Source organism: Bradyrhizobium sp. (genome assembly GCF_027451485.1).
Lineage (GTDB): Bacteria > Pseudomonadota > Alphaproteobacteria > Rhizobiales > Xanthobacteraceae > Bradyrhizobium.
In genome coordinates this window covers 1-26,593 of sequence record NZ_DAIDJE010000040.1, presented here as the reverse complement: position 1 = coordinate 26,593, position 26,593 = coordinate 1, and the positions used below count along the sequence as shown (strand labels likewise).

Here is a 26,593-nt window from a genome sequence, read left to right as displayed (position 1 = left end):
GATGGAGACCTGCAATGAATTTCATGAAGACGATCGTCGCTGCCGGCCTGGTCGCCGCATCGACGTCGGCCTTTGCCGCCGACATCACCGGAGCGGGTGCGACGTTTCCGTTCCCGATCTATTCGAAATGGGCTGACGCCTACAAGAAAGAGACCGGCAACGGGCTGAACTATCAGTCGATCGGCTCGGGCGCCGGCATCAAGCAGATTCAGGCCAAGACGGTGACCTTTGGCGCCAGCGACATGCCCCTCAAGGTCGAGCAGCTCAACAAGGACGGCCTCGTTCAGTGGCCCATGGTCATGGGCGCGATCGTGGCGGTCGTGAATATCGACGGCGTGAAGGCCGGCGACCTGACCTTCGACGGCGCCACGCTCGCGGATATCTATCTCGGCAAGATCACCAAGTGGGACGACCCGGCGATCAAAAAGCTCAATCCGAATATCAAGCTGCCGTCGGAAGCGATCGCGGTCGTGCACCGTGCCGATGGTTCCGGCACCACCTTCAACTTCACCAACTATCTCTCCAAGGTCAGCGCAGAATGGAAGAGCAAGGTTGGGGAAGGCACGGCGGTGGAGTGGCCGGCCGGCGTCGGCGCCAAGGGCAATGAAGGCGTGTCCGGCAACATCGGCCAGACCAAGAATTCGATCGGCTATGTCGAGTATGCCTATGCCAAGCAGAACAAGCTCACCTATACGGCGCTGATCAACAAGGCAGGCAAGAAGGTCGAGCCGACGGTCGAGTCCTTCCAGGCGGCCGCGTCCAACGCCGACTGGACCCATGCGCCCGGCTATTACGTCATCCTGACTGATCAGCCTGGCGACAAGTCCTGGCCGATCACGGCTTCGACTTTCATCCTGATGCACAAGGAGCCGACCGACAAGGCCGCCTCCGCCGAAGCGATCAAGTTCTTCAAGTGGGCGTTCGCGAAGGGCGGAAAGATGGCCGAGGAGCTCGACTACATCCCGATGCCGGACAACGTGGTCAAGCTGATCGAGAAGACCATGTCATCCGATATCAAGAGCTGAGGCGTTTCACGCAAGTTTGCCTTCCACCCGGTGCTTCGCCTCCGGGTGGAAGTAACTACCTGCCGCCGGCAGTCCTTCGAGCAGGTCGCTTGGGAACTCGAAACCCCGCTTCAGGACAAGGGCCGCTAACTGCAAGGCGGTCTGCAATGCCGGCGATGAGCGAAACGTTGAACCAGACAGAGGGACTCGGCGTGGCGGAGATGGCGGTTCGAAGCGATGCAATGGAAGTCGCAGGGCCATACGACCGCGCCAAGGCGTTAAGCGCGTTCAAGGCCGGTGACGTCACCTTCTACTGGGTCACACGGGCCTGCGCGATCTCGGTCCTGCTCATTCTCAGTGGTATTATTCTTTCGCTGATCGTCGGCGCCTGGCCGGCGATGAAGGAGTATGGCTTTGCCTTCCTGTGGACGCAGCGCTGGGCGCCATCGGCCGACCCGCCGGTGCTTGGCGCCATGGGTCCGATGTACGGCACCCTCGTTACATCCTTCATCGCGATGCTGATCGCGATTCCCGTCGGCCTTGGCATTGCGATCTTCCTGACCGAACTCTGTCCGCAATGGCTGCGCCGGCCGATCGGCATCGCCATCGAACTGCTCGCCGGCATCCCCTCCATCATCTACGGCATGTGGGGCTTCTTCGTTCTGGGACCGTTTCTGGCCTACACGTTCCAACCGTTGATGATCAGCCTGTTCGACGGCGTCCCGGTGCTGGGCTCGATCTTCGGCGGACCGCCGTCCTATCTCAGCATGTTCAACGCCGCGCTTATTCTCGCGATCATGGTGCTGCCATTCATCACCGCAATCTCCGTCGACGTGTTCAAGACGGTGCCGCCGGTGTTGAAGGAGGCTGCCTACGGCGTCGGCTGCACGACCTGGGAAGTCATTCGCAACGTGGTGATCCCCTACACCCGCGTCGGCGTCATCGGCGGCATCATGCTGGCGCTCGGCCGCGCGCTCGGCGAGACCATGGCGGTGACCTTCATCATCGGGAACTCCTTCCGCATCTCGTCCTCGATCTTTGCGCCCGGTACGACGATCTCAGCCGCGATCGCATCCGAATTTGCCGAAAGCGATGGCCTGCATCAGTCGGCGCTGATGCTGCTCGGTCTGCTCCTGTTCGTGCTGACTTTCCTGGTGTTGTCGGCGGCGCGGCTGATGCTGATGCGGCTTGAACAGAAGGCGGGCAAGTGACATGAACCCGATCTACGCAAGGCGCCGCCGCAAGGACATCGTCGTCCGCTGGCTATGTGTCGGCGCGGCCGGATTCGGTGTCACCTGGCTGGCGCTGATCCTGCTGACGCTGTTGATCAACGGCGTGAAGGGTCTCCACCTCGAGGTGTTCACGCAGAACACGCCGCCGCCGGGCGCGAACGAAGGCGGGCTGTTGAACGCGATCACCGGCTCGATCATCATGACGGCGATCGGGGTCGGCATTGGCGCGCCGCTCGGCCTGTTTGCCGGTACCTATCTCGCCGAGTACGGCAGGAACGACCGCCTGACGTCCGTCATCCGTTTCATCAACGACATTCTTCTGAGCGCGCCATCGATCATCATCGGCTTGTTCATCTACGGCATCGTCGTGGTGCCGATGCGCGGCTTCTCGGCGCTGGCAGGTTCGCTGGCGCTCGCCGTGATCGTGATTCCGGTCGTGCTGCGCACCACCGAAGATATGTTGTTGCTGGTGCCCAATCCGCTGCGCGAGGCCGCGTCCGCACTCGGACTGCCGCGCTCGCTGGTGATCCGGCGCATCGCCTATCGCGCGGCGCGCTCGGGCCTCATCACCGGCGTGCTGCTCGCCACAGCCCGGGTCGCCGGCGAGACCGCACCGCTGCTGTTCACTGCACTGTCCGATCAGTTCTTCAGTTTGAGCCTGACCAAGACGATGGCGAACCTGCCGGTGACCATCAATAATTTCGTGCAGAGCCCGTACGCTTACTGGAAGCAGCTTGCCTGGACCGGCGCGCTCATCATCACCTTCGCCGTGCTCGCTCTCAACATTGGCGCCCGCATTCTCGGCGCCGAGAGGTCCGCAAAATGAACGATGTAACCGCTGCCCCCAGTGTTCCGCCGACGTCGCCACCGTCGACGGCGAGTCATGCCTCCAGCCATGCGGAGCCGCCGGCCAAGGTGACCGTGCGCGGCCTGAACTTCTACTACGGCGAACACCACGCGCTGAAGAACATCAACCTGACGCTCGGCACCAACCGCGTGACCGCCTTCATCGGCCCGTCGGGCTGCGGCAAGTCCACTTTGCTGCGGACGTTCAACCGGATGTACGACCTCTACCCGGGGCAGCGCTGCACCGGCCAATTGATGCTCGATCAGACCAACATCCTCGATCCAAAGCTCGATCTCAACCTGCTGCGAGCGCGCGTCGGAATGGTATTTCAGAAGCCGACGCCGTTCCCGATGACGATCTACGAGAATATCGCGTTCGGCATCCGCCTCTATGAGAAGATCTCCCGCTCGGAGATGGACGACCGCGTCGAAGCGGCGTTGCGCGGCGGTGCGCTCTGGAACGAGGTCAAGGACAAGCTCAATGCTTCGGGACTCAGCCTGTCGGGCGGCCAGCAGCAGCGGCTCTGCATCGCGCGCACCGTCGCGGTACGGCCCGAGGTGATCCTGTTCGACGAGCCGTGTTCGGCGCTCGATCCGATCTCGACCGCCAAGGTCGAGGAATTGATCCAGGAACTGGCTGAGAACTACACGATCGCCATCGTCACCCATAATATGCAGCAGGCCGCGCGCGTCTCCGACAAGACGGCGTTCATGTATCTCGGCGAGTTGATCGAATTCGACGACACAAACAAGATCTTTACCTCGCCAAACGACCGGCGCACCCAGGACTACATTACCGGCCGCTTCGGCTAGTAAAAAGACAGCAATCCGGTTCGAAGTGACGATGGCGCCTAGATCAGAGAATGAGATTGCCTTCCGGCGCATGTCTGGCGGGACGGCGATCTAAGGAGAAGCAGATGGGCTCGGAACATACAGCCAAGGCGTTCGACAGCGACCTTCAGGAATTGACGCGGCTGGTGGCCGAAATGGGCGGTCTTGCCGAGCGCATGATCGTGGATGCCGTTGACGCGCTGGTCCGCCGTGACGTCGCGCTCGGCCACCGGGTGGTCGAAACCGATGCCGAAATCGACAATTTGCAGCGCATCATCGAGGAGCGGGCGGTGCTGACCATTGCGCGGCGTCAACCGATGGCGATCGACCTGCGCGAGATCGTCGGCGCGATGCGCGTCGCGACCGATCTCGAGCGGATCGGTGACCTTGCCAAGAACATCGGCAAGCGGGTCTCGGCGCTGGAGAGCGACTTTCAGCCGCTGAAGCTGATCCGCGGGCTCGAGCACATGACCGATCTCGTGCAGTCGCAGGTCAAGTCCGTGCTCGATGCCTATGCGGCCCACGATCTGCCGGCTGCGATGACCGTGTGGAAGGGCGACGAGGAGGTCGACGCCATCTGCACGTCGCTGTTCCGCGAGCTTCTCACCTACATGATGGAAGATCCGCGCAACATCAGCTTCTGCATCCACCTGATGTTCTGCGCCAAGAACATCGAGCGGATCGGCGACCATGCGACCAACATCGCCGAGACGGTGTTCTACATGATCGAAGGCCAGCAGATTCCCGAGAAACGGCCGAAAGGCGACATGACCACTTTTGCAACGACCGTGCCCGGCAACAGCTGATCGGCGTTTCCGGGCAAACGCATCAGGCAACATCAAGGACGAAAGAAGGCTACGCATATGAGCGCGCGCATTCTGGTGGTGGAAGACGAGGAAGCGCTGACGACGCTGCTGCGCTACAACCTCGACGCCGAGGGGTATGAGGTCGAAACGGTCGGGCGCGGGGACGACGCCGACACGCGCCTGAAAGAGCGGGTTCCAGATCTGATCGTGCTGGACTGGATGCTCCCGGGGCTGTCGGGCATCGAATTGTGCCGCCGCCTGCGCGCCAGGCCGGAGACGAGGCAGCTTCCGATCATCATGCTGACCGCGCGCGGCGAGGAGAGCGAGCGGGTGAGGGGGCTTGCGACCGGCGCCGACGACTACATCGTCAAGCCGTTCTCGGTTCCGGAACTGCTGGCGCGGGTCCGCGGCCTGCTGAGGCGCGCGAGCCCCGAGCGGCTCGCCACCGTGCTCACCTACGGCGATATCGAACTCGACCGCGAGAAGCGCCGCGTCGCCCGTTCCGGGCGTCCGATCGATCTCGGGCCGACCGAGTATCGCCTGCTCGAATTCTTCCTGGAACATCCGGGCCGCGTTTTCTCGCGCGAGCAGCTGCTCGACAGCGTCTGGGGCCGCGACATCTATATCGATGAGCGAACGGTCGACGTGCATATCGGCCGGTTGCGCAAACTGCTCAATCCCGGCCGCGAGCAGGATCCGATCCGCACCGTGCGCGGCGCCGGCTATGCACTCGACGACCGCTTTGCGAAGGTGGAGTAGCGGCTCCAAGCGCCAGCAGAAACCCGCATTCTCGATATCGTCCGGCGAGTCCCGGGGACACATACAGCGGAATCGGTCGCTAATGTCTGCTGCCGAGGGCTTTCGTCAGCGATGAAGGTCCGCGATTATGCGTCCCCGCGTTCGCGGGGACGACAAGCATCAGTCATTATTACCGCGTCGTCTTCGGCTGGTGACGGCGGCGATCGCCGGTCGGCTGATAGGCGATCCGCGAGTGATGCGCGCAGTAAGGCAGACCGGTGAGCGCCTTGCCGCCGCAGAAGAAGAATTCCGTGCTCGCGGGATCGCCGACCGGCCAGTGACAGGTGGCCTCACTCAATTCCAGGAGCGACAGCCGCTGGCTCATCGGCACCACGTTGTCATAGGCAATCGGATCGGGCTCCAACTCGACCTCGAAAGCGTGCGCGAGTGCCGTGTTGCCGCGCGAAACCGGACGCGATACCCGCATCATGTGTTGCGCCGGGCGGGCCTTGCGGGGACGGGGCGCGGCAGAAGACGGGCTCTTGGCGCGGCCGGAAAGGCCGAGCCGGTGGACTTTGCCGATCACTGCGTTGCGCGTCACATTGCCGAGCTCGGCGGCGATCTGGCTCGCCGAAAGGCCTCCCTCCCAGAGCTTCTTCAATTGTTCGACGCGATCGTCAGACCAGGTCAATACCGTCATCGCACTCTTTCCTTCGCGTCGCGCCGGCCTGTTCTCGGGGCGGCGCTGCGATGCCAATCGTCTCAAAAATCCCTTCCGGCAGAATCCCTTAGCCCTCGCCGGGCGCACTAAAACGCCCGAACGTTTACGCAAGACACCAAGGACTTAAAGGAGTAAAAACTACCGCACGAGATGTCGTATCCGACGCCTGAGAAACTACAATATGGCGTGACTCTCGCGCAAGAGTCGACGCACATGCGTCCACATGTTCCGCTATTATTAACCCTTGTGTTGCGCTGGAGCGACCGCAGATTTACGGGCAATCCGTTGACACCGATCGCTACACGCCTAGAATAATGACTGTTACGTGCCGCCCCGCAAAGGCGGCACGTTCCGTTTCGACCTCTGGTCGTGACTTGCGACCGCGCCAATGCGCGCAACGAACGGCTGGCCTTAACGCATAGTGATCACGATGACCGAGAGCGCGACGTCGCATCTGCTTCCCGTATTTGCCAGGGTCGATCTTGGCTTTACGCACGGCGAGGGCTGCTGGCTGTTTGCCACCAATGGCGAGCGCTATCTGGATTTTACGTCCGGTGTCGCGGTGAACGCGCTCGGCCATGCGCATCCCCATCTCGTCAAGGCCTTGCAGGAGCAGGCGACCAAGCTCTGGCACATGTCGAACCTGTTCAGGAGCCCCGATGGCGAGTGTCTCGCCGCGCGGCTCTGCGAGCAGAGCTTTGCCGACTTCGTCTTCTTCTGCAATTCCGGCGCCGAAGCGCTGGAAGGCGTGATCAAGCTCGTGCGCCACCATCACTTCTCCAAGGGCCATGGCGAGCGCTACCGCATCATCACTTTCGAAGGTGCCTTCCACGGCCGCACGCTGGCGACGCTCGCGGCGACGGGCTCGGCAAAATATCTCGAAGGCTACGGGCCGCCGATGGACGGCTTCGACCAAGTGCCGCATGGCGATCTCGAGGCGGTGAAGAAAGCGATCGGGCCACACACTGCCGGTATCCTGATCGAGCCGATACAGGGCGAAGGCGGCGTGCGCGCCACGCTGCCCGCGTTTGCGAAGGCGCTGCGCGCGCTCTGCGATGAACACGGCCTGTTGCTCGCCTTTGACGAGGTGCAGACCGGCATGGGTCGCACCGGCGATCTCTTTGCCTACAAGCGCCTCGGCGTCACGCCGGACGTCATGTCGCTGGCGAAAGCGCTCGGCGGCGGCTTTCCGATCGGCGCGGTGCTAGCGACCGCCGAGGCCGCTGCCGGCATGGGACCTGGCTCGCACGGCTCGACCTTCGGCGGCAACCCGCTGGCGGTCGCCGCGGCTAACGCCGTGCTCGACGTCATGCTCGCACCAGGCTTCTTCGATCACGTGCAGAAGATGTCGCTGCTGCTCAAACAGAAGCTTGCGTCGGTCGTCGACCGCTATCCGGCGATCCTTGCCGAGGTGCGCGGCGAGGGGCTTCTGATCGGCGTCAAGGCGGTGGTGCCGTCGGGCGATCTCGTTACGGCGCTGCGCGAGCAAAAGCTGCTCACGGTCGGCGCCGGCGACAATGTCGTGCGCTTTCTCGCTCCCTTGATCGTCTCGGAGGCAGAGATCGAGCAATCCGTGCAGAGCCTGGAGCGCGCTTGCGCGGCGCTTTCGGCCAAACAACAGAAGGCAGCCGCGCAATGAGCAAGGCGCTCCGTCACTTTCTCGATCTCAACCTCTTGCCGCTGGCGGAGCTGCGCGAGGTGCTGTCCGCCAGCGTCGCCATGAAGGCCAGGCTGAAGGCGCAGAAGAGCGGCGGCCCGCCGGCCGACAAGCCGCTCGACGGCAAGACACTGGCGATGATCTTTGAAAAGCCATCGACGCGGACGCGGGTGTCGTTCGACGTCGGCATGCGTCAGCTCGGCGGCGAGCCGATCATGCTGACGGGCGCGGAAATGCAGCTCGGCCGCGGCGAGACCATCGCCGATACCGCGCGCGTGCTGTCGCGCTATGTCGATGCCATCATGATCCGCATTCTCAACCACGATGCGCTTCTGGAACTCGCCGCGCACGCCACCGTGCCTGTCATCAACGGGTTGACGCGCCGTTCCCATCCCTGCCAGGTGATGGCGGACGTCATGACATTCGAGGAGCATTGCGGATCGATCCAGGGCCGCACCGTGGCCTGGAGCGGCGACGACAATAACGTGCTGGCGTCCTGGGCCCATGCGGCGGAGCGCTTCAAGTTCAAATTGAATGTGGCGACGCCTCCGGAACTCGCACCCGGCAAGCCGATGCGCGACTGGATCAAGGCGACCCAGGCGCCAATCATGCTCGGCAGCGATCCGGAAGTGGCCGTGCGCGACGCCGATTGTGTGGTCACCGATACCTGGTTCTCGATGGGCGACAAGGACGGCGAGCATCGCCACAACCTGCTCCGGCCCTATCAGGTCAACGCGCGGCTGATGGCGCTGGCGAAACCCGACGCAATATTCATGCATTGCTTGCCGGCCCACCGCGGCGACGAGGTCACCGATGAGGTCATCGATGGCCCGCGATCCGTGGTGTTCGACGAGGCGGAAAATCGCCTGCACGTGCAAAAGGGCATTCTGGCCTGGTGCCTTCAGGCGGTGGGATAGGGCTTAGATTTCGTCGCGGGCAGGCGAAGCGCGATTCCATACCGGAATAATTTTCCCGTGCCGGGGAAGTGATAAACGACCGATGGTTCGCGCCGGTGGTTATGGGAGACCGGCTTTCGCAGGGACGGCAGTTGCCCCTTTCGCTTTGCAACATCAGACCCCAGATAGAGCGCCATGACCTCCAATTCCCCCGACATCAAAATCCAGGAAACGCCGGTCCGTGCGCCCTCGCACGTGCCGCTTGATGATGCGGTGCTGCCTTTCGAGGTCGCTTCGCTCGATCTGCGCGGCCGGCTCACGCGCCTTGGCCCCGGTCTCGACGATCTTCTTGCGAAGCACGATTATCCTGCGCCGGTCGCCAAGCTTTTGGGCGAGGCCATTGTGCTGACGACGCTGCTCGGCACGTCGCTGAAATTCAATGGACGTTTCATCCTGCAAACCCAGACCGACGGTCCGGTGTCGTTTCTGATCGTGGATTTTCAGGCGCCCGACCGGTTGCGCGCCTATGCTCGGTTCGATGCCAGCCGGATCGCGGAGGGCCAGAATTCCGGCAGCCTGCTTGGCAAGGGCCACCTGGCGATGACCATCGACCAGGGGCCGGAGATGAGCCGCTATCAGGGCCTGGTGGCGCTGCATGGCGGCAACCTGGAGGACGCCGCACACGAATATTTTCTGCGCTCCGAACAAATTCCGACCCGGGTGCGGCTCGCGGTCGGCGAGGAGTGGCGGGGCGGCGAGGGTGGCGCGCGGCGGCGCTGGCGCGGCGGCGGCATGCTGCTGCAGTTCCTGCCGAAGGCGCCGGAGCGCGCGCGCCAGGCCGATCTCGATCCCGGCGATGCGCCGGAAGGCACGGTGGCGCATACCGTCGCTGAGGATGACGCCTGGGTCGAAGGCCAGTCACTGATCGCAACCGTCGAGGATGTGGAACTGATCGATCCCGACCTGTCGGGCGAGCGGCTGTTGTACCGGCTGTTTCATGAGCGCGGCGTGCGCGTCTTCTCGCCGCTTGTTCTGCAGGCGAAATGCTCCTGCTCGCGCGACGCGGTTTCCGCCATGTTGAAGAGCTTCGAACCGGAAGACCGCGCCCAGATGGTCCAGGACGGCAAGGTCGTCGTGACCTGCGAATTCTGCTCCTCGGTCTATCAGTTCACGCCGCACGAAGCGGGTGTGGAGGAAGAGGCAGGTTAGGGCGGCCCGGATCTTATCTCGCAGCTTCCGATTCAGCCGCTAGTATCAAGGCTTGGGCCGAAAGGCGCAGAGTATGCGCCTTCGGTCAATTCAAAACCCGTTTCGCCTCGGGACTGTCGAGCGAGAAGGTCGGTACGTCGATCTCGAACTTCTCGCCGCTTTCGTTCACCATCTGATAGCGTCCGGTCATGAAGCCGGATGTGGTCGGCAGTGGAACCCCGCTGGTATATTCGAAGCGCTCGCCGGGCGCGAGCACCGGTTGTTCGCCAACCACACCCTCGCCGCGGACTTCCTGCCGCCGGCCGGTCGCGTCGGTGATGATCCAATGCCGCGTGCGCAACTGCACGGTTTCATGACCCGAATTGGTGATCACGATCGTATAGGACCAGAAATACTGCTGTTTCTCCGCGGAGGAACGCTCCGGGAGAAAATTCGGCTCCACGGTCACTTCGATGTCGCGGGTTACGGCGCGGTACATGCAGATCAATTTGACTTTGGAAGTTGTGTTGCATCGTGGCGAGTGGTTCAGAAGTCCGCATCCTTTCTGCCGCGGCCTCGTTATGCGGACTTCTGAACCAGAGCCACACCAGATCAATAATACGAACTTCGGAATCGGGACACTAGCCGATCGTTTCAGCAGAACCAATTGCGGCCACCTGCCCCGGGGAGCTTTATCAGATTAATTCCACCGCTGTTTCACCACAGTTGCCGCTTAAGCGCCGGCTTTGCTTGTTGCCCGGCGGCCTGTAGAATTGACAGAACGCATCGGCGAAGCAGCCTAACCCGTCCGAGACAGTGTGAGATGACCTCGGTTGCCGATCAGATTTCCGCGCCGCTATCGGCTGGTGCGGGCGTTGTTCCACTCGCGAAAGCACCTGCGATCGCGCGTCCGACGGAGCGCGAGCTGCGGCTCGACCTGTTCCGGGGGCTGGCGCTGTGGCTGATCTTCATCGATCACCTGCCGCAAAATCTTCTGACCTGGCTGACCATCCGCAACTACGGATTTTCCGACGCCACCGAAATCTTCATCTTCATTTCCGGTTACACCGCCTCCTTCGTCTACGGCCGCGCGATGCGCGAGGCGGGCTTTGTAGTCGCGACGGCGCGGATCCTGCGACGGGTCTGGCAGATCTATGTCGCCCACGTGTTCCTGTTCACGATCTTCCTGGCCGAGATCTCCTACGTCGCCACCAGCTTCGAGAATCCGCTCTACACCGAAGAAATGGGGATCATGGATTTTCTGAAGGAGCCCGACGTCACCATCGTTCAGGCGCTGCTGCTGCGATTTCGTCCCGTCAACATGGACGTGCTGCCGCTCTATATCGTGCTGATGCTATGGCTGCCGTTCATCCTGTGGCTGATGCGGCGCAGTGCGGACCTGACGCTGGGGCTATCGGTGCTGCTTTACGCGGCGACCTGGCAATTCGATCTGCATTTCTCGGCCTATCCGAACGGCTCCTGGTTTTTCAACCCGTTCGCCTGGCAATTGCTGTTCGTGTTCGGTGCCTGGTGCGCGCAAGGCGGCGCGCAGCGGATGTCGCGTATTATCGCCTCGCCGATCACGCTGTGGATCTGTGGCGCCTACCTGCTGTTCGCCTTCCTGGTGACGCTGACCTGGTATGTGCCGCAGCTCGGCCATCTGATGCCCAAGCGGCTCGAGCAGTGGATGTATCCGATCAGCAAGACCGACCTGGACGTGCTGCGTTTTGCGCACTTCCTCGCGCTGGCCGCTCTGACCGTGCGCTTCCTGCCCAGAGACTGGCCGGGCCTGAAATCGCCGTGGCTGCGACCTTTGATCCTCTGTGGCCAGCATTCCCTTGAGATATTCTGCCTAGGCGTGTTTTTGGCTTTCGCCGGCCATTTCATCCTGGCGGAGTTGTCGGGTGGAACCGGGCTGCATTTTGTTATCAGTATTTCAGGGATACTGATCATGTCCGGCGCGGCCTGGATGTTTTCGTGGTACAAACATTCCGCCGACAAGAGTGGCCGCGCCAAGGCCGCCGCCGGCAACGCCGATCTGGCGGGAGGGGGCGCATGAAGTTGGTCTCAGGGGCATTCCTGAGTGTGAGCCTGCTGGCCGGTTTTCTGGCGGCCGCTTCCGCGCATGCCGATGATGCTGCATCCAACGCGCCCGCCGCGGCGCCCGCCTGCGAAGTTCCCGACTATCTCCTGTCGGGCGATGTGGCGCTGCCGAAGGTTGCGGAGGCCGTCAAGGCCGGCGGCCCGCTGAATATCCTTGTCGTCGGCAGTCGGTCATCGGCGATCAACGCGGGGGCTCCGGAGGCTGCCGCCTATCCCGGCCAGATGCTCACCGCCTTGAAAGAGAAGCTGCCGGCGATCGAGGTCAATCTATCCGTAGAAATACAGGCCAAGAAGACGGCCGAAGAGGTCGCGCCCGGGCTGGCGAAGCTGGTTGAAAGCAAAAAGCCGACCTTGGTGATATGGCAAACCGGAACCGTCGACGCGGTGCGCGCGGTGGATCCGGACGATTTTCGCAATGCGGTGGACGCTGGCGTCGTGGCCTTGCGGGAGGCCGGCGTTGATGCGGTCTTGGTCAATCCGCAATATAGTCCGCGCACGGAATCGATGATTTCGCCTTCGGCCTACCTGGATAACATGCGGGTGGTGGCGCAGGAGCAGGAAGTTCCGCTGTTCGATCGCTTCGCGCTGATGCAGAAATGGTCCGAGGACGGAGCGTTCGATCTATTTGCACCGGTTCATGGTGCGGAGCTCGCAAAGCAGGTTCATGGCTGCCTCGGGCGCGCATTGTCGCAGTTCATTATCGCTTCGGCCCATCCGAAGCCGGCGCAGGAGAATTGAGAAAGTCTGCCTTTGATGATGGTTCGGAGTTATTGCCGCCGTTTTTGCTTCATTGTTTTGGTGCTGCTGATGCCGGCAGTATCCGCCCGCGCGGAGGACCCACAGCAGGCGGCGGTTTCCGATAAGGCCAAGGCAGAGGCGCCGAAGCCGGCCGCGGCGGAAAAATCCACTGAAGTTGGTGATGCAGCGGCCGTCGACCCGGGTGCCGCGCCATCGACGGGCGCGCCGCAGCCGAACGGCCAGTCGGCACCGAAGAGCCTCGCCGAGAAGGCGATCGAAAAGGTCACGCGGGCGGCGAAAGCGGCGGGCGACATTTTCGGCCGCGTGCCGTGCCTGCCGCCGAAGGGCGTCAGGAGGTCGTTCGCGCTGCCGCATCTCGTGCACAAGCTCGCCGCGGGCGAACCGGTGGTGATCGTGGCTTTCGGCTCGTCGTCGACGCAAGGCTATGGCACGTCCGCGCCGGAATTCACCTATCCCAACCGTCTGGCGGCGCAGCTTCACCGGAAATATCCCACCGCCGACATCACGGTGGTCAACCGCGGCCGTGGTGGCGAGACCGCGGCCGAGATGATGAAGCGGCTGCAAGCCGAGGTGACCGACATGAAGCCAGATCTCGTGATCTGGCAGGTCGGCACCAACGCGGTGTTGCGAAATCTCGATCCCGATGCGGTCGCGCAGATGGTCCAGGACGGCGTGACCCGCATCCAGACGGCGGGCGCCGACGTCGTTCTGGTCGATCTGCAATATTCGCCGCGGGTGACCGAGCACCAGGAAGGCGCCAGCAAGATGGTGAGGCTGCTCAGCAGAGTTGCCCAGCTTCGCCATGTCGGCGTGTTCCCTCGCTTCGAGGTGATGCGTCAGTGGCACGAGAACCAGGCGTTGCCGATCGACAGCTTCGTGATTGCCGACGGCCTGCACATGAACGATTGGGGCTATGCCTGCTTCGCCCAGATCCTCGGCGATGACATCATTCGCTCGGTCGGCCGGATCAAGCTCGGCGTCGTTGCTCCGGCCAATCGCGCGATGTAATGGAGTCCCGGACGCGGTGCAGCACACTCGTGCATCCGGATTACCTTCACGCCTTTTCCAGCGCCGCGTGCAAATCCTCGATCAGGTCGTCGGCATGTTCGAGGCCGGCGGAGAAGCGGATGAAGCCGTCGGTGATGCCGAGTTCGGCGCGCGCTTCCGGCGACAATCGCTGATGGGTGGTGGTCGCCGGATGGGTGACAATGCTTTTGGCGTCGCCGAGATTGTTGGAGATGCAGGCGAGCTTCAGCGCATTGAGCGTGCGGAACGCGGCCGGCTTGCCGCCCTTGACCTCGAAGCCGACCAGCGTCGATCCTCCCCGCATCTGCTTCTTCACCAGCGCCGCCTGCGGATGATCCTCGCGGCCGGGATAGATCAGTCGCGAGATTTTCGGGTGCTGCGCCAGCGCATCGGCCACCTTCGCCGCGTTGTCGGTCTGGGCGCGAACGCGCAGCGCCAGCGTCTCCAGTCCCTTGAGCAGCACCCAGGCGTTGAACGGCGATAGCGACGGGCCGGTCTGGCGCATGAAGGTGTGCAGGTGTTCGGCAATGAAGGCCTCAGACGACAGGATCATGCCGCCAAGACAGCGGCCCTGGCCGTCGATGTGTTTGGTCGCGGAATAGACCACGACATCGGCGCCAAGCGCGAGCGGGCTTTGCCAGATCGGCGTCGCGAATACGTTGTCGACGATCAGCCGCGCTCCGCCGGCATGGGCGATCTCGGCTATCGCGGAGATGTCGAGCACGTCGAGCGTTGGATTGGTCGGGCTTTCGAGGAAGAAACTCCTGGTGTTCGGCCGCATCGCGCGCTTCCACTCGTCGAGATCAAGGCCATCGACCAGCGTCGATGCGATGCCGTAGCGCGGCAGCAGGTCTTCCACCACATAGCGGCAGGAGCCGAACATCGCCTTTGCCGCCACCACGTGATCGCCGGCTCTCAATGGCGCGAGAACGGCGGTCGTCACCGCCGCCATCCCGGTTGCGGTGGAGCGGCCAGCCTCGGCGCCCTCGAGTTCGATCATGCGGCGCTCGAACATCGCGATCGTCGGATTGGAGTAGCGCGAATAGATGTAGCCGGGGTCTTCGCCCTTGAAGCGTGCCTCGCATTGCTCGGCCGAGTCGTAGACATAGCCCTGGGTGAGAAACAGCGCTTCGGACGTCTCGCCGAATTCCGAGCGAATGGTTCCGGAATGAACCAGCCGGGTTTCGGGACGGTAGCGGGAAGGGGCGGGTGTAGCAGGCGCAGACTTAGACATGTGACCTCCGTCATGGCCGTTCTCGAAAACGGCCACAAAAAAACCGGCCTGGAGAAACTCCATAAGGCCGGGATCACATTGTCCCCGGCCTGTTTAGCGACTTATTTAACGTGGCTGCAAGCCGGCCGGCTCAAATCACCACGGGATAAGTCATGCTGTATTCCCTCGCACTCTTTCCGTCAAGGCGGCCATCGGATAACCGGTAAAAGCCCTTGTTTTTCGCCATTTGGCGGTTTGGCCGCCGTATAGGGATCGTATTCCGTGAGCTTCACGCTTCCGCCCGGCGCCAATGGAATCCTGCCCGATCGCATGATCGCGGCGATGGCGGATGATGGCCTGATCCAGCCCGCCTACCCCTTTGTCGAGAGCCAGATTCAGCCCGCGAGCCTCGATCTGCGTCTCGGCGACATCGCCTACCGGGTTCGCGCGAGTTTTCTGCCGGGCCCCAGCGCAACGGTTGCCGAGCGCATCGACGAGTTGAAGCTGCACGAGATCAGCCTTTCCGACGGGGCGGTGCTGGAAACCAACTGCGTTTACATCGTGCCGCTCCTGGAGTCTTTGGCGCTGCCGCGTGAGATCGTTGCCGCCGCCAACCCGAAGAGTTCGACCGGCCGGCTCGACGTCTTCACGCGCGTGATCGCCGACGGCACCCGCCGCTTCGACATGATCGGCGCGGGCTATCACGGCCCGCTCTATGCCGAGATCAGCCCCAAAACCTTTCCGGTGCTGCTCCGCGAGGGATCGCGTCTCTCCCAGGTACGCTTTCGAGTTGGCGAAGCGGTCCTCAGCCCCCGCGAGCTCGATGCGCTGCACGATGCGGAAAAGCTGGTCGATGCAGATGATGCCGATCTCACGGGCGGCGTCGCCTTGAGCGTCGATCTCTCCGGCGAAAAGGCCGGCGGCTTCGTCGGCTATCGCGCCAAGCGCCACACCGGCGTGGTCGATGTCGATCGGCGCGGCGGCTATGCGGTCGATGAGTTCTGGGAGCCGATCGCAGCGCGGTCCGACCGCAGCCTCATTCTCGATCCCGGCGAGTTCTACATACTGGCTTCGAAAGAAGCGGTGCAGGTGCCGCCGGATTACGCCGCCGAGATGGTGCCGTTTGATCCCCTGGTCGGCGAGTTTCGCGTGCACTATGCCGGATTCTTTGATCCCGGCTTCGGCTATGCGGGCGCCGGCGGCAAGGGAGCGCGCGCCGTGCTGGAAGTGCGCTCGCGCGAAGTGCCGTTCATTCTCGAGCACGGCCAGATCGTCGGGCGTCTGGTGTATGAGAAGATGCTGTCACGGCCCGACGCGATGTACGGTCAGCGCATCGGCTCCAACTATCAGGCGCAGGGCCTGAAACTCTCCAAGCATTTCAGGGTGTGATGGATATCGCCGCGCAACAGGCGCAGTGGGCTGGTGGTCCGATTCTAACATTCGAATTGCTTCTCAGTGGGCACCTTTTGCGAATGTTAGAATCAAAGGACCACCAGCAAGGACATGTTTGCAGTGGAGTTTAGGATTTGACATTCGCTGAACGAAATCGCGGCCGGACGGGTGGCGAATATCAAATCGACTCCAGTGGATGGCGCAGCATCGCCGATCTCTACCACGCCTGCTTCACGGGGTTGATTCTCACGCTCGTGACGCGCCGCGGCACAGCCGACGCCGCCGAGTTCGTCTTCCGCGTGTTTCGCCGCCAGCAGCAGGAAGGCTTCCTGCCGGGTCTCGACAAACTTGGCCTCAGAGGTCTGCCGCCCGCAGTCGCCGCCGCACAGTATCATTATCTCTCCAACTGGATCGGCGGCGTGCATGTCGAATACATGTTTGAGAGCGATCGCAAGGCCTGGATCCGCTATCCGGTGCCGCGCTGGATCTGGAAGGGTACCGCGATCTGCGGCGTGCCGGGTGAAGTCTCGCGCGCCATGCTGCGCGGCTGGCACGCCAACAACGGTGTCGCGCTGGGAAATCTCAAGCTCGGCTTCGTCTGCACCAAGCAGAGCGTGGACGGTCAGGATGGCCTCGAAGGCTATTATTACGAATATGACCATCCGCTCGAAACAGATCAGCGCCTGGTGTTCGCGCGCCATCTCGAGGCGCCGCCGTTCGATCCCGCGACCGCACCGTCGCTGTCGGTCGGGGATTGGCCAAAGCTGCGGCTGGAAAAGGCCTATCGCAACTACGCCATGGAATATGTGCGCACCGCCGCACCGGTGATGGTGCAATTGTTTGGTCCCGAGGACGCCGGCTATCTGCTGCGCCTCACCGGCAAGCTGATCGGCATGCAGTATTTCGATGACGTTGCACAGGCGCTGGCCGGCCAACATGGCGGAGCGAGAGAATGTTCGGCGTTGCTCATGTCCTTGCTGACGGCACAGGACGATGCCGCCGAGATTGATCAAACGTCAGGCCGCATCGAAATCAGCCAGGAGAGCTGGAAGCTGATGGACGATGTCAGCGACTATCATCCCGCCTGTGCCAATATTTTGTACGGCCTGTTCGAGGGGCTTGCAGCGGGCTGCGGCCGCCATATTGCGATCAATCTCGCGACCTCGTCGGGTGGGCGGCCGCCTTTCCTGTGGTCGATCGCGTAGCGAGACTATCGTCCGAGCGTTTTCTGCATGGCGGCGATCGCGATGTCCATCTGGCTGGCGATATAGGATGCGATCTCGTTCGGCAGCACATCGACGATCCACGTCATCCGGGTCTGGCCGCCGCCATTCTCGAGCACCTGTACAGCGCCATTATAATGTCGCACGCGCTCGCCGCCGATGATGGCATAGACCAGCCGTCGCCGCGTGTCGTCGCAATTCACCAATTCCTCGCGCGCCACCACGCCGTTGTGAAACGTCAGGATGCGAACGGTGCCCTCAAGGCGACAGTCGACGACAAAACCGGGGTTCAGCCGCTGATGCACTGCGCCGAAGTCGCGCACCGCATCCCAGACCACGTCGGGATGCGCGTCGATCGCAAAGTTCTTGTGAATAGATGCCATGGGCGTGGGTTTCCTCATAACGCATCCAACCCTCATCCTTCGAGACCCTCGCTGGCGCAAGTGCCCAAAGAATGAGGGCTGATAGCTGTGTCTCAGGTATGGACGGCCTCGACGTTGTTGCCGTCGGGGTCGATCAGGAACGCGGCGTAATAGGTCGGACCATAGTCCTTGCGCGGACCGGGGGCGCCGTTGTCGCGTCCTCCGGCCTTCAATCCCTCACTGTGGAATTTCTCGATTGCCGCATGATCGGGAGCGCGGAAGGCGATATGTGCGCCGCTCGCCCCCGGCCCCTTGTGCAAATGCAGCCAAAGCGCCGGCTCGCCCTTCCGTCCAAATCCCGCGCCGCTTGCGTCCTTGGAACACAGGACGTAGCCGAGCGGCGCCAGCGCTGCGACATAGAATTTGACGCTGGCCCCGAGGTCGCCGACCCGGATTCCGATGTGATCGTACATGGTCTCTCCATTTCATTGCCGGCGCGTCATGGTGCCACTTTTCCGAAGTTCGCGTGACACCCGCCACTTTCACGAACCTCGGAAAAGTCGGGCACCAGCCCGCCGAAGATGGAGATGAGGTTTACTCAGTGCAGCGCGGCGCTCGCTTGGAGAATCTTGCGCTTACCGCGTGCCGCGTCGCGGAACGCGCCCGGCGAGAGGCCGGCCGCGCGGTGGAAGGTGCGGACGAAATTGGAGAGGTCGCCAAAGCCGACATCGTAGGCGATATCGGTGATGGCGATATCTTCGTCAGACAGCAGGCGCGCCGCATGACGCAGCCGCGAGCGCACCAGATATTGGTGCGGGGTGACGCCGAGCACCTTGGAAAACAGGCGCAGGAAATGGAACGGGCTGATGCCGGCCTGCTTTGCTGCGGCCTCGAGGTCGATCGCTTGATCTGAATTCGCCTCGATCCATTGCGCCGTTTCCACCGCACGGCGGCGGTCGCGGGCCTTGATCGCGACTGGCTTGCGCGTCCGCTCCGACACCGCATCGACAAAGCGGCTGGCGAAGAGATGGCCAATCTCGTCAAGGGCGATATCGCTGCGGCCATCGGCGGCGGCCTGCGCGAGTTCGCCGAGCACCATCAGTTCGGGCAAGGGCGGGGCCGCACCGACCCGCCAGGCCTCGCGCCGGCCGCCGATCGTCTCGACCAGTTCCGGCTCCAGAAAGAACGACAGGCACTCGTCGCCGCAAACGTGGTCATGGGTGCAGACATATTCGTCGCCGGGGAAACCGACCAGCACGGACCCTGTCACCAGCTCGAACGACCGCCCGCGGGATTGGCAGCCGAAGCTGCCCTTGCGCACATAGGAAACCGAGTGGCAGTCAAACTGCTCTGCAAACGGCTTGTCGCCGGGGACGGCGGTGCAGCGGAACTCCGACACCGAGATCGCGCGGTGCGTCAACAGGGTCGTCCTGATCATGAGGTGAGGCTAACGGGATAGCCGCGGCGGGGCAACCGGAAGCAGGACGTCCAGCAATGTCCTGCTCGCTGGGCTCGTGGTGCCCTCGATCGAGAGCAGCCGCCGTTTGGAGATCAAACCAGCGTAAGGGGACATCGTGTCGGCGTAACCCCCGGCTTCGAGGACACGATGGCAGGGAACGATGATGACAAAGGGGTTCCGGCGGAGGGCCTGGGTAACCGAGCGCACCGCGCCGGAGGCGCCGAGCCCGACGGCGATCTCGTCATAGGTCATGGTCTCGCCGCGCGGAATTCGTCGCGTGATCTGATAGACCCGCTGGTCGAAAGGGTGAATGCCGCCGACATCGAGGGCGACGCGGGAGAAGTCGCAGCTTTCGCCGCGGAGCAGCGCCGCAATCGCCTCGATCGCCGCTTCGACATCGGCTGTAGGGCGGATTTCGCGGGCTTCGGGATAAAGCTGGAAAAGCCGCCGGCGGGTATCGATTTCGCGGGCTTCAGGGAGCTGCACGCCGACAATGCCGGATTGCCCCCACGCAATGCCGCATCGGCCAATCGCCGTATCGAAAATACTGTACGCCCGCCCCGACATACGCTTCGTCCCCGCAAGCATCATAGCACCGGTACCGGCAGCCGCATCCGAAAAATGACAATTCGGCTAAGGCCAGAGTCGCACCAGACCTTGACGAAGGGAGCCTTCCGTTGCGAAGCGAAAGATATCTTGCCGATAGGGGAGGACATCGCCTTATGGAGAAGGCGTTTCGACCAAGCCCGCCCGCGTGAGTGGCGGACACGCGCCTATCAACTATTTTTCAGTTCATGCATCGGGACTGCCTTGCTAGAGGTCTCGCCCCGGACCTCCCCCGTCCGGAACAACGCGGCAAGGCCGTCCGGCGAGATACTCCGCCCGGCGGCCTTGCTGTTGGCATCAGCGCGATGCGAAGACTGGCGGCGCTGGCTTTGTTTGGCGATTTCCCTACCTTGATCCCGCCGCGTCATTCGCTATGGTAGCCGCCGATTGCGGGCGTAGTTCAATGGTAGAACGGCAGCTTCCCAAGCTGCATACGAGGGTTCGATTCCCTTCGCCCGCTCCAAGACCTCGTCGGGCCTGACCTCACTCGCGCTTCGCGTTCATTCCGCTTTCGCCGCCAATGTCGTGCGAAGGCGCGGGGCACCCACCCGGAAATTTGCGCAAATGTGAAGGTGGCCGCTTGTAACACGGCACGTCTCCTTGCGAAGTGAACATTGGTTACGCCAGCGAGGATCACCATGTTCTCGCGCCTCGTCTTGTCGCTCGGATTGTTCGTCGGCCTGTCGCCGGTCACGGCCCATGCCGCCGAACGGCCCATCGTCGTCGAACGCTTCACTTCGCAGGGCTGCCGGCTAATGCCAAGCGCAATGAGATTGGGTTCAATCGTCATCGCGCTTTAGCTCTTTGATTGAGCATGATCTCTTCGGAAAACCGCTCCCCAATCTTCCGGATCATGCTTTACGGCGCGACGGTCAGTGCCGCCTTCATGTTGGGATGAAAGCGGCAGTAATACGCAAAGGTGCCGGCTTTCTTCAGAACCAGGCTGCCGCTTTTTTTGGGCGGCAGCATCACGTCCCAGTCGCCGTCTTTCGCGGTCGCGGTGTGCGCGAGCGGGTCCTTGTTGACCCATTCGATGGTGTCGCCGACCTTTGCCGAGACTTCTGTCGGCGAGAATTCCAGGTTCGTGACCAGGATTTGAATCGTGGCCGCATGGGCCGACACGGATATCCCCGCCATGAGCGCGCTCAAGGCGAACGCTCCAAAGGCCGGGCAAGTCGATCCTGGTTTCATTTGTGGTGGCCTACCGATTGGTTCAGCGTGGCCAGGACATGCTCGGCGTGCTGCTCGTGGCCCTGGAAAATCTTCAATCCGGTCTGCAGCAGGCTCTTCAGCTCCGCATTGCTGGCGGAAGGAATCAACTGGGTCTCCAGCGCGCTGTCGACCGCCTTGTGATAGGCGACCTCGTTTTCGACATAGGCCTTGTCGAAGGCGGCGCCGTTGAGCTTGCTCAGCTTGGTGCGCTCATCGGCCGCGTTCTTCGAAAGCGTCTTGCTGGTGTCGTTATCTTCGGGAGTGACCTTGAGTTTCTTGACGAGGTCGAGCGCCTGCTTGTTCACGGCCTCATGGTCGCGCACCATGTCTTCCGCAAAGGCCTTGACCTCCTTGTTGTGGGTTTTCGCGAGCGCCTGCTTTGCGGCCGCGATGTCGATGACCCCGGCGGTGTAGGCAATATGGGCGATCTGGGGATCGGTGAGCTTGGCGCCTTGAGCCAGCGCGGGGCTGCTCAGAAGCGTTATGGCGGCGATCGCTGCGCTCAATCGGATGAACATGCTTGACACTCCTGTAAGCCGGGGCCTGAGCCGCCGGGGGTTGTGACCTCACAGGAGTTGGATGGAGCGATCTGAAAAAGGTTCCTGCAAAATTATGCGGAGATGCCGAGGCGCTGCAGCACGGCGTCGGTCAGCCTCTCGCAACGCCGGCCAGCGAACGGAAATGCTTCCATCACCACCGGACCGATTTTGCGTTCGACAGTCTCGCGCAGCATGGCACGGGCGCGATGCAGTCTGGTCTTCACGGTCTCCGGCTTCAGACCGAGAATTTCCGCCGTCTCCTCAATGTTCATGCCTTCGACGACGCGGGTGATGAAGACCAGGCGGAAGGGTTCGGGAAGCTCGTCGATCGCCTGCTCGACGACGTTCTGGATTTCGCGTTGCGCCATGGTCTTTTCCGGATCGGGCGTGGCCGAAAGGGGAAATTGGATGATCTGGGCCTCGATCGCGCCCGGCGGCAGTGAGGTCCATTCGGCCGTGGGCCGCTGGCTGCGCAACCGGCCCAAAGCCTCATTGATGGCGATGCGTGCCAGCCAGGTGGCGAAACTCGAATCTCCGCGAAAACTGTCGAGATGGGTGAAGGCCCGGACATAGGTCTCCTGGACGACGTCCTCGGCCTCGCCGTCGTTGCGCAGGATGCCGCGGGCGAGGCGGTACAGGCGGCGATTGTTGGCCTTGATGATGGCGCGGATTGCCGCCTCGTCCCGGTCGCGGGCCCGGGCGACCAGGTCGTCGACTGCTGCTTCCGTCACTTTCGGTGTCTGTGCCTGGCCCATGGTGCTATCCTGGATGATGACCTTGTAAGGATTGGATGCAGGATTTCCCGGAAGGTTCCCGACGTATTCCGCGAGTCATGTCGAAAGGCGGCCGATAGCGCCAAGGGCTAACGTATCAGAAAAAGAAAACGGCCGGCGACGGCCGGCCGTTAGATCGGGATGTCGCGTCCTCTGGTTCGCCGGTTACTTTGCCGCCGTCACCATGATCTCGACGTTGTATTTCGGCGCGGCGAGCTTCACCTCGACCGTGGCGCGGGCCGGCGTGTTGCCCGGCGATACCCAGGCATCCCACACGGCGTTCATCTCTCCGAAGGTCTTCATGTCGGTGAGATAGATCGTGGTGGTCAGCAGCTTCGACTTGTCGGTGCCCGCCTTCTTGAGGTGGCCGTCGATGATCGAAAGGATCTCCTGGGTCTGCTTGGTGACGCTTTCGCCGGCGGTAGTATTGGCGACGATGCCGGCAAGATAGACGGTGTCGCCGTGGACGACGGCCTGGCTCATGCGCGCCCCGGCTTCGATACGTTGAATGGTCATTTTTCTCTCCCGTGGATGACGCTGCCACTTAGCCTGAAGGCTCTGTGGCCGCTACTATCTTGTCGCGAAGATCAGGGTTCTGCTTTTCACAATACCGCCTTGGCGGTCGCGCGCCCCGCTATGCGGCCCGAGAACAGGCAGCCGCCGAGGAAGGTCCCTTCCAGCGCGCGATAGCCGTGCATGCCGCCGCCGCCGAAACCCGCCGCTTCGCCGGCGGCATAGAGCCCTTGCATGATTTGGCCGTCCTTGCCGAACACGCGGCCATCGAGATCGGTCTCGAAGCCGCCGAGCGTCTTGCGGGTCAGGATGTTCAGCTTCACTGCGATCAGGGGGCCATGCGCGGGATCGAGAATCCGGTGCGGCCTCGCGGTGCGGATCAGGCGATCGCCGATATAGCGGCGCGCATTGTGGATGTTCAGGATCTGCGCGTCCTTGGCGTAGGGATTTTCGATCTCGCGGTCGCGCGCCTCGATCTGGGCCTTGATTGCGTCGAGCTTCAACAGATCGTTGCCGGCAAGGGCATTCATGGCACGGACGAGATCGGCGAGGTTGTCACGCACGATGAAATCCGCGCCCTGCTTCTTGAACGCCTCGACCGGCGCGGGTGCTCCCTTGTTGGTGGCGCGGCGCGCGGTCATCAGCCAGCTCCTGCCGGTGAGGTCGGGATTCTGCTCGGAGCCCGAGAGCGCGAATTCCTTCTTGATGATGCTCTGGGTCAGCACGAACCACGAGTAATCGTAGCCGGTCGCGAGGATGTATTCGAGCTGGCCGAGCGTGTCGGAGCCGGGGAACAGCGGCGAGGGCAGGCGTCTGCCCGCGGCGTCGAACCACATCGATGACGGCCCGGGCAGAATGCGGATGCCGTGGCGCGGCCAGATCGGCGACCAGTTTCTGATGCCCTCGACATAGTGCCACATGCGGTCGCGGTTGATCAGCCGCGCACCGGCCTGTTCGGTGATGCCGATCATGCGGCCGTCGACATATTCGGGCACGCCGGAGATCATCTCGGCAGGCGGGGCTCCAAGGCGCGCGGGCCAGTTCTGCCGCACCAGCTCGTGGTTGCCCCCGATGCCGCCGGAAGCCACGACGACCGCTTGTGCACGCAGCGTGAATTCGGCGATGACTTTGCGCGAGCTGCTCACGCCGCGCGCCACCGGATCCGATTCGAGGATCGTGCCTCGTACGCCTTCCACGGTGCCGTTGGCGATGGTCAGGCCATCGACACGATGGCGGAATTTGAAGGTGAGCCGTCCGGATTTTTCCGCCTCGCGGGCACGTCGGACGAGCGGCTCGACGATGCCGGGGCCGGTGCCCCAGGTCACGTGGAACCGCGGCACGGAATTGCCGTGGCCCATCGCGTCGTAGCCGCCGCGTTCGGCCCAGCCGATCACCGGAAAAATACGGTGGCCCATGGCGCGCAGCCAGCTTCTCTTCTCGCCTGCGGCGAACGCCAGATAGGCTTCCGCCCAGCGCCGCGGCCAGATATCCTCCTCGCGGTCGAAACCGGCCGTGCCCATCCAGTCCTGATGGGCCAGTTCGTAGCTGTCCTTGATTCCAAGGCGACGCTGCTCGGGCGAATCGATCAGGAACAGTCCGCCAAACGACCAGAACGCTTGTCCGCCAAGGCTTTGCGCGCCTTCCTGGTCGACCACGGTGACGCGCTTTCCGGCGGATGCGATCTCGGTCGCCGCAACCAGACCGGCCAATCCCGCGCCTACCACGATGACGTCAGCTTCGTCTGCCATCGCGTTTCCCCAATTTGCTGAAATGAGTGAAGCCCGCACTCACCCGGATGGTCAACAGCAACCGGGAGAGTCAAAATGGGCCGTTGGCCGAGGCAGCCTTCGCCAGCAGCTCGGCCAAAGGTCGTGTTCCTGCCCGGGACCCGATCGGTGCAGCACCCCGGCAACACTCGGTCTGAATTTAATATGAACTCCGCGGACCATCTGGACAAAATAGCCAACTCGAAACACGCTCTCGCAACGCATCACACACCGTCGTCGGATCGTGAAAGTCCGACAAGGTTCGAACTGGGGCCGGACAAAATGAAATTCTTGATGGGGCTGCTCGCTGTGATTGTTTTGCTGGCGAGCGTGGGGACGAGTCATGCGGTGGTGCGGATCGGCGAGGACCGCGGCGGGCGGATCGGCACCTACGTCGACAAGTATCAGGAGGTGCGTTCCTCCGGCCAGATGGTGATCATCGACGGCCTTTGCGCTTCGGCCTGCACCATCGTGCTGGGGGCCATCCCTCACGACAAGATTTGCGTGACCTCGCATGCGGCGCTCGGCTTCCACGCGGCCTGGGACCTTGACGAGGACGGTCACGCCATCACCAATCCTGAAGCCACCCACATGCTCTATTCGATGTATCCCGCTCCGGTGAAAAGGTGGATCAACCAACGCGGCGGGCTCACCCCGCACATGATCTATCTGCGGGGCAAGGAGCTGACGAGCATGTATCACCCATGCTTCCTCGACGCGCGGGCATCGGCAGCGCATTAACGGTCCGAATCCGGGTTCAAGATCAGCATCACGTGAATTGTGCCAGCGGTCCCGGCGCTTGCCGGGGGCGCTGGTACGCTCTATTTGAACCGCGGAGCGCCTGATGGCCGCGTGCCGGTCCCTCGCCGCCCGTTGCTAGAACAGAGGTTTGGATGAAGGATCAGACCGCCCGGCCGCTGGTCGTCATTGGAGCGTTCGCTGCAAGCCTCGTCGTCGGGGCGGTCCTGATGCTCTGGGTGATGGGCGGCCTTCGCCACGTCACAGCCCCGGCTGCGATCGGCGGCCCATTCCAGCTCACCGACCAGACCGGTCAGACCATCACCGAAAAATCCATGCTGGGCCGCCCAACCCTGGTTTTCTTCGGCTTTACCCACTGTCCGGATGTCTGCCCGACGACCCTCTTCCAGATGTCCGAAGTGCTGAAGGCGATGGGCAAGGACGCCGACCGGGTGAACGCCTATTACATCTCGGTCGACCCGGAACGCGACACCCAGGCGGTGATGAAGGAGTACCTGTCGAGTTTCGATCCGCGCCTGAAGGGCCTTACCGGCTCGCCGCAGCAGGTCGCCAAGGTGATGTCCGAATACCGCGTCTATTCCAAGAAAGTTCCGTTGAAGGACGGCGACTACACCATGGACCACACGGCACTGATCTATTTGATGGATCGCGACGGCAAGTTCGTCGCTCCGTTCAATATCAATCAGAAGCCCGAGCAAGCCGCCGCCGACCTCAAGCGCTATCTTTGACCTGCGGAATCGCGCCGCCGATCTGAAGTGCCTGCACCACAAGCGGCTGATTGGGTCTGGGACTTCGGATCGATGAGGCGGTACTAGAATCAGTAAATTAGCTCCCCATGACTTTCCGAAGTTCGTGAAAGTGGGTGCTGAGGCGTAACACGAACTTCGGAACCGACACACTAGGAGCCGGCGCAGCGCCGTTCGCTTTCGTGATCATATCGGTCTATAACGCCTCCGATTTCGGCGAAAA

At 62.5% G+C, this 26,593-nt stretch carries 29 protein-coding genes, 1 tRNA gene and 1 riboswitch; of the genes, 18 read left to right on the top strand and 12 right to left on the bottom strand.

Going from position 1 to position 26,593, the window contains the following annotated elements:
* Positions 1-14: 14 nt before the first annotated feature.
* From pstS to phoB, 6 genes are all read left to right on the top strand, one after another.
* Positions 15-1,025, top strand: a complete 1,011-nt coding sequence (gene pstS, locus NEZ08_RS05285) for a phosphate ABC transporter substrate-binding protein PstS (protein WP_298104535.1) — start codon at positions 15-17, stop codon at positions 1,023-1,025.
* Positions 1,026-1,225: 200 nt separating this feature from the next.
* Positions 1,226-2,215 carry a phosphate ABC transporter permease subunit PstC gene (gene pstC / locus NEZ08_RS05280; RefSeq protein WP_298104707.1) on the top strand — a complete coding sequence of 330 codons (990 nt, stop codon included), beginning with the start codon at positions 1,226-1,228 and terminating at the stop codon, positions 2,213-2,215.
* 1 nt (position 2,216) lies between these two features.
* On the top strand, positions 2,217-3,062 hold the full coding sequence (pstA, locus tag NEZ08_RS05275; RefSeq protein ID WP_298104512.1) for a phosphate ABC transporter permease PstA: 846 nt from the start codon (positions 2,217-2,219) through the stop codon (positions 3,060-3,062).
* Positions 3,059-3,895: a phosphate ABC transporter ATP-binding protein PstB gene (gene pstB / locus NEZ08_RS05270; protein WP_298104510.1), complete on the top strand. Its 837-nt coding sequence runs from the start codon at positions 3,059-3,061 to the stop codon at positions 3,893-3,895. Before pstA ends, pstB begins: the two co-directional genes overlap by 4 nt.
* A 104-nt stretch (positions 3,896-3,999) precedes the next feature.
* A complete protein-coding gene (gene phoU / locus NEZ08_RS05265) occupies positions 4,000-4,719 on the top strand; it encodes a phosphate signaling complex protein PhoU (protein ID WP_298104509.1) in 720 nt (239 codons plus the stop codon).
* 57 nt (positions 4,720-4,776) lie between these two features.
* Entirely contained in the window at positions 4,777-5,478 is a 702-nt protein-coding gene (gene phoB / locus NEZ08_RS05260) for a phosphate regulon transcriptional regulator PhoB (RefSeq protein WP_298104508.1), read from the top strand.
* 169 nt (positions 5,479-5,647) lie between these two features.
* Here the strand turns inward: phoB and NEZ08_RS05255 are convergent, their stop codons facing one another.
* Positions 5,648-6,157 (bottom strand): GcrA family cell cycle regulator, encoded by a 510-nt coding sequence (locus NEZ08_RS05255; RefSeq protein ID WP_298104507.1) that lies wholly within the window; start codon positions 6,155-6,157, stop codon positions 5,648-5,650.
* A 451-nt stretch (positions 6,158-6,608) separates the two neighbouring features.
* Here NEZ08_RS05255 and NEZ08_RS05250 point away from each other — a divergent pair, with 451 nt between their 5' ends.
* The 3 genes from NEZ08_RS05250 (at position 6,609) to NEZ08_RS05240 (ending at position 9,940) form a co-directional block, all read left to right on the top strand.
* Entirely contained in the window at positions 6,609-7,817 is a 1,209-nt protein-coding gene (locus NEZ08_RS05250) for an aspartate aminotransferase family protein (RefSeq protein WP_298104506.1), read from the top strand.
* The gene (gene argF, locus NEZ08_RS05245) at positions 7,814-8,752 is read left to right on the top strand and encodes an ornithine carbamoyltransferase (protein ID WP_298104505.1); all 939 of its coding nucleotides are present in this window, start codon (positions 7,814-7,816) and stop codon (positions 8,750-8,752) included. Before NEZ08_RS05250 ends, argF begins: the two co-directional genes overlap by 4 nt.
* Positions 8,753-8,926: 174 nt before the next feature.
* The gene (locus NEZ08_RS05240; protein ID WP_298104504.1) at positions 8,927-9,940 is read left to right on the top strand and encodes an Hsp33 family molecular chaperone; all 1,014 of its coding nucleotides are present in this window, start codon (positions 8,927-8,929) and stop codon (positions 9,938-9,940) included.
* Between the two features lie 85 nt (positions 9,941-10,025).
* Here NEZ08_RS05240 and apaG read toward each other — a convergent pair whose 3' ends face one another.
* Positions 10,026-10,418, bottom strand: a complete 393-nt coding sequence (apaG, locus tag NEZ08_RS05235; protein WP_298104503.1) for a Co2+/Mg2+ efflux protein ApaG — start codon at positions 10,416-10,418, stop codon at positions 10,026-10,028.
* 324 nt (positions 10,419-10,742) lie between these two features.
* Here apaG and NEZ08_RS05230 point away from each other — a divergent pair, with 324 nt between their 5' ends.
* The 3 genes from NEZ08_RS05230 to NEZ08_RS05220 all read left to right on the top strand — a co-directional run bounded on the left by NEZ08_RS05230 (position 10,743) and on the right by NEZ08_RS05220 (position 13,789).
* On the top strand, positions 10,743-11,978 hold the full coding sequence (locus NEZ08_RS05230; RefSeq protein ID WP_298104502.1) for an OpgC family protein: 1,236 nt from the start codon (positions 10,743-10,745) through the stop codon (positions 11,976-11,978).
* Complete coding sequence (locus NEZ08_RS05225; protein WP_298104500.1) at positions 11,975-12,760, top strand: SGNH/GDSL hydrolase family protein; 786 nt, start codon at positions 11,975-11,977, stop codon at positions 12,758-12,760. The genes NEZ08_RS05230 and NEZ08_RS05225 overlap by 4 nt, the downstream gene beginning before the upstream one ends.
* A gap of 69 nt (positions 12,761-12,829) precedes the next feature.
* A complete protein-coding gene (locus NEZ08_RS05220; protein ID WP_298104498.1) occupies positions 12,830-13,789 on the top strand; it encodes an SGNH/GDSL hydrolase family protein in 960 nt (319 codons plus the stop codon).
* A 46-nt stretch (positions 13,790-13,835) separates the two neighbouring features.
* Here the strand turns inward: NEZ08_RS05220 and NEZ08_RS05215 are convergent, their stop codons facing one another.
* Positions 13,836-15,041 carry an O-succinylhomoserine sulfhydrylase gene (locus tag NEZ08_RS05215; RefSeq protein WP_298104496.1) on the bottom strand — a complete coding sequence of 402 codons (1,206 nt, stop codon included), beginning with the start codon at positions 15,039-15,041 and terminating at the stop codon, positions 13,836-13,838.
* 72 nt (positions 15,042-15,113) lie between these two features.
* Positions 15,114-15,193: riboswitch (SAM riboswitch) on the bottom strand.
* A 109-nt stretch (positions 15,194-15,302) separates the two neighbouring features.
* Between NEZ08_RS05215 and NEZ08_RS05210 the strand changes: the two genes are divergently transcribed.
* The gene (locus tag NEZ08_RS05210) at positions 15,303-16,409 is read left to right on the top strand and encodes a 2'-deoxycytidine 5'-triphosphate deaminase (RefSeq protein ID WP_298104493.1); all 1,107 of its coding nucleotides are present in this window, start codon (positions 15,303-15,305) and stop codon (positions 16,407-16,409) included.
* A gap of 185 nt (positions 16,410-16,594) precedes the next feature.
* A complete protein-coding gene (locus NEZ08_RS05205; protein WP_298104704.1) occupies positions 16,595-17,617 on the top strand; it encodes a hypothetical protein in 1,023 nt (340 codons plus the stop codon).
* 5 nt (positions 17,618-17,622) lie between these two features.
* Here NEZ08_RS05205 and NEZ08_RS05200 read toward each other — a convergent pair whose 3' ends face one another.
* The 4 genes from NEZ08_RS05200 to NEZ08_RS05185 all read right to left on the bottom strand — a co-directional run bounded on the left by NEZ08_RS05200 (position 17,623) and on the right by NEZ08_RS05185 (position 20,023).
* Entirely contained in the window at positions 17,623-18,018 is a 396-nt protein-coding gene (locus NEZ08_RS05200; RefSeq protein WP_298104490.1) for an SRPBCC family protein, read from the bottom strand.
* A 92-nt stretch (positions 18,019-18,110) separates the two neighbouring features.
* Positions 18,111-18,470 (bottom strand): VOC family protein, encoded by a 360-nt coding sequence (locus NEZ08_RS05195; protein WP_298104487.1) that lies wholly within the window; start codon positions 18,468-18,470, stop codon positions 18,111-18,113.
* Between the two features lie 125 nt (positions 18,471-18,595).
* Positions 18,596-19,435 carry an AraC family transcriptional regulator gene (locus NEZ08_RS05190; protein WP_298104484.1) on the bottom strand — a complete coding sequence of 280 codons (840 nt, stop codon included), beginning with the start codon at positions 19,433-19,435 and terminating at the stop codon, positions 18,596-18,598.
* 9 nt (positions 19,436-19,444) lie between these two features.
* Positions 19,445-20,023 carry a methylated-DNA--[protein]-cysteine S-methyltransferase gene (locus tag NEZ08_RS05185; RefSeq protein WP_298104481.1) on the bottom strand — a complete coding sequence of 193 codons (579 nt, stop codon included), beginning with the start codon at positions 20,021-20,023 and terminating at the stop codon, positions 19,445-19,447.
* Positions 20,024-20,451: 428 nt separating this feature from the next.
* Between NEZ08_RS05185 and NEZ08_RS05180 the strand changes: the two genes are divergently transcribed.
* Positions 20,452-20,525 (top strand) — tRNA-Gly (locus tag NEZ08_RS05180).
* Between the two features lie 175 nt (positions 20,526-20,700).
* Positions 20,701-20,862: a hypothetical protein gene (locus NEZ08_RS05175; RefSeq protein WP_298104478.1), complete on the top strand. Its 162-nt coding sequence runs from the start codon at positions 20,701-20,703 to the stop codon at positions 20,860-20,862.
* Between the two features lie 58 nt (positions 20,863-20,920).
* On the opposite strand, the gene NEZ08_RS05170 is transcribed toward NEZ08_RS05175, so the two are convergent.
* The 5 genes from NEZ08_RS05170 to NEZ08_RS05150 all read right to left on the bottom strand — a co-directional run bounded on the left by NEZ08_RS05170 (position 20,921) and on the right by NEZ08_RS05150 (position 24,847).
* Complete coding sequence (locus tag NEZ08_RS05170) at positions 20,921-21,253, bottom strand: cupredoxin family copper-binding protein (RefSeq protein ID WP_367278376.1); 333 nt, start codon at positions 21,251-21,253, stop codon at positions 20,921-20,923.
* The gene (locus NEZ08_RS05165) at positions 21,250-21,792 is read right to left on the bottom strand and encodes a DUF4142 domain-containing protein (protein WP_298104475.1); all 543 of its coding nucleotides are present in this window, start codon (positions 21,790-21,792) and stop codon (positions 21,250-21,252) included. Before NEZ08_RS05165 ends, NEZ08_RS05170 begins: the two co-directional genes overlap by 4 nt.
* 92 nt (positions 21,793-21,884) lie before the next feature.
* A complete protein-coding gene (locus NEZ08_RS05160) occupies positions 21,885-22,568 on the bottom strand; it encodes an RNA polymerase sigma factor (protein WP_298104472.1) in 684 nt (227 codons plus the stop codon).
* Between the two features lie 183 nt (positions 22,569-22,751).
* Positions 22,752-23,102 carry a RidA family protein gene (locus NEZ08_RS05155; protein ID WP_298104468.1) on the bottom strand — a complete coding sequence of 117 codons (351 nt, stop codon included), beginning with the start codon at positions 23,100-23,102 and terminating at the stop codon, positions 22,752-22,754.
* Positions 23,103-23,188: 86 nt separating this feature from the next.
* Entirely contained in the window at positions 23,189-24,847 is a 1,659-nt protein-coding gene (locus tag NEZ08_RS05150; RefSeq protein WP_298104465.1) for an FAD-binding dehydrogenase, read from the bottom strand.
* Between the two features lie 300 nt (positions 24,848-25,147).
* Between NEZ08_RS05150 and NEZ08_RS05145 the strand changes: the two genes are divergently transcribed.
* Both NEZ08_RS05145 and NEZ08_RS05140 read left to right on the top strand, forming a co-directional pair.
* A complete protein-coding gene (locus tag NEZ08_RS05145; RefSeq protein WP_298104462.1) occupies positions 25,148-25,606 on the top strand; it encodes a hypothetical protein in 459 nt (152 codons plus the stop codon).
* Positions 25,607-25,758: 152 nt separating this feature from the next.
* Positions 25,759-26,352: an SCO family protein gene (locus tag NEZ08_RS05140; RefSeq protein WP_298104459.1), complete on the top strand. Its 594-nt coding sequence runs from the start codon at positions 25,759-25,761 to the stop codon at positions 26,350-26,352.
* Positions 26,353-26,593: the final 241 nt, after the last annotated feature.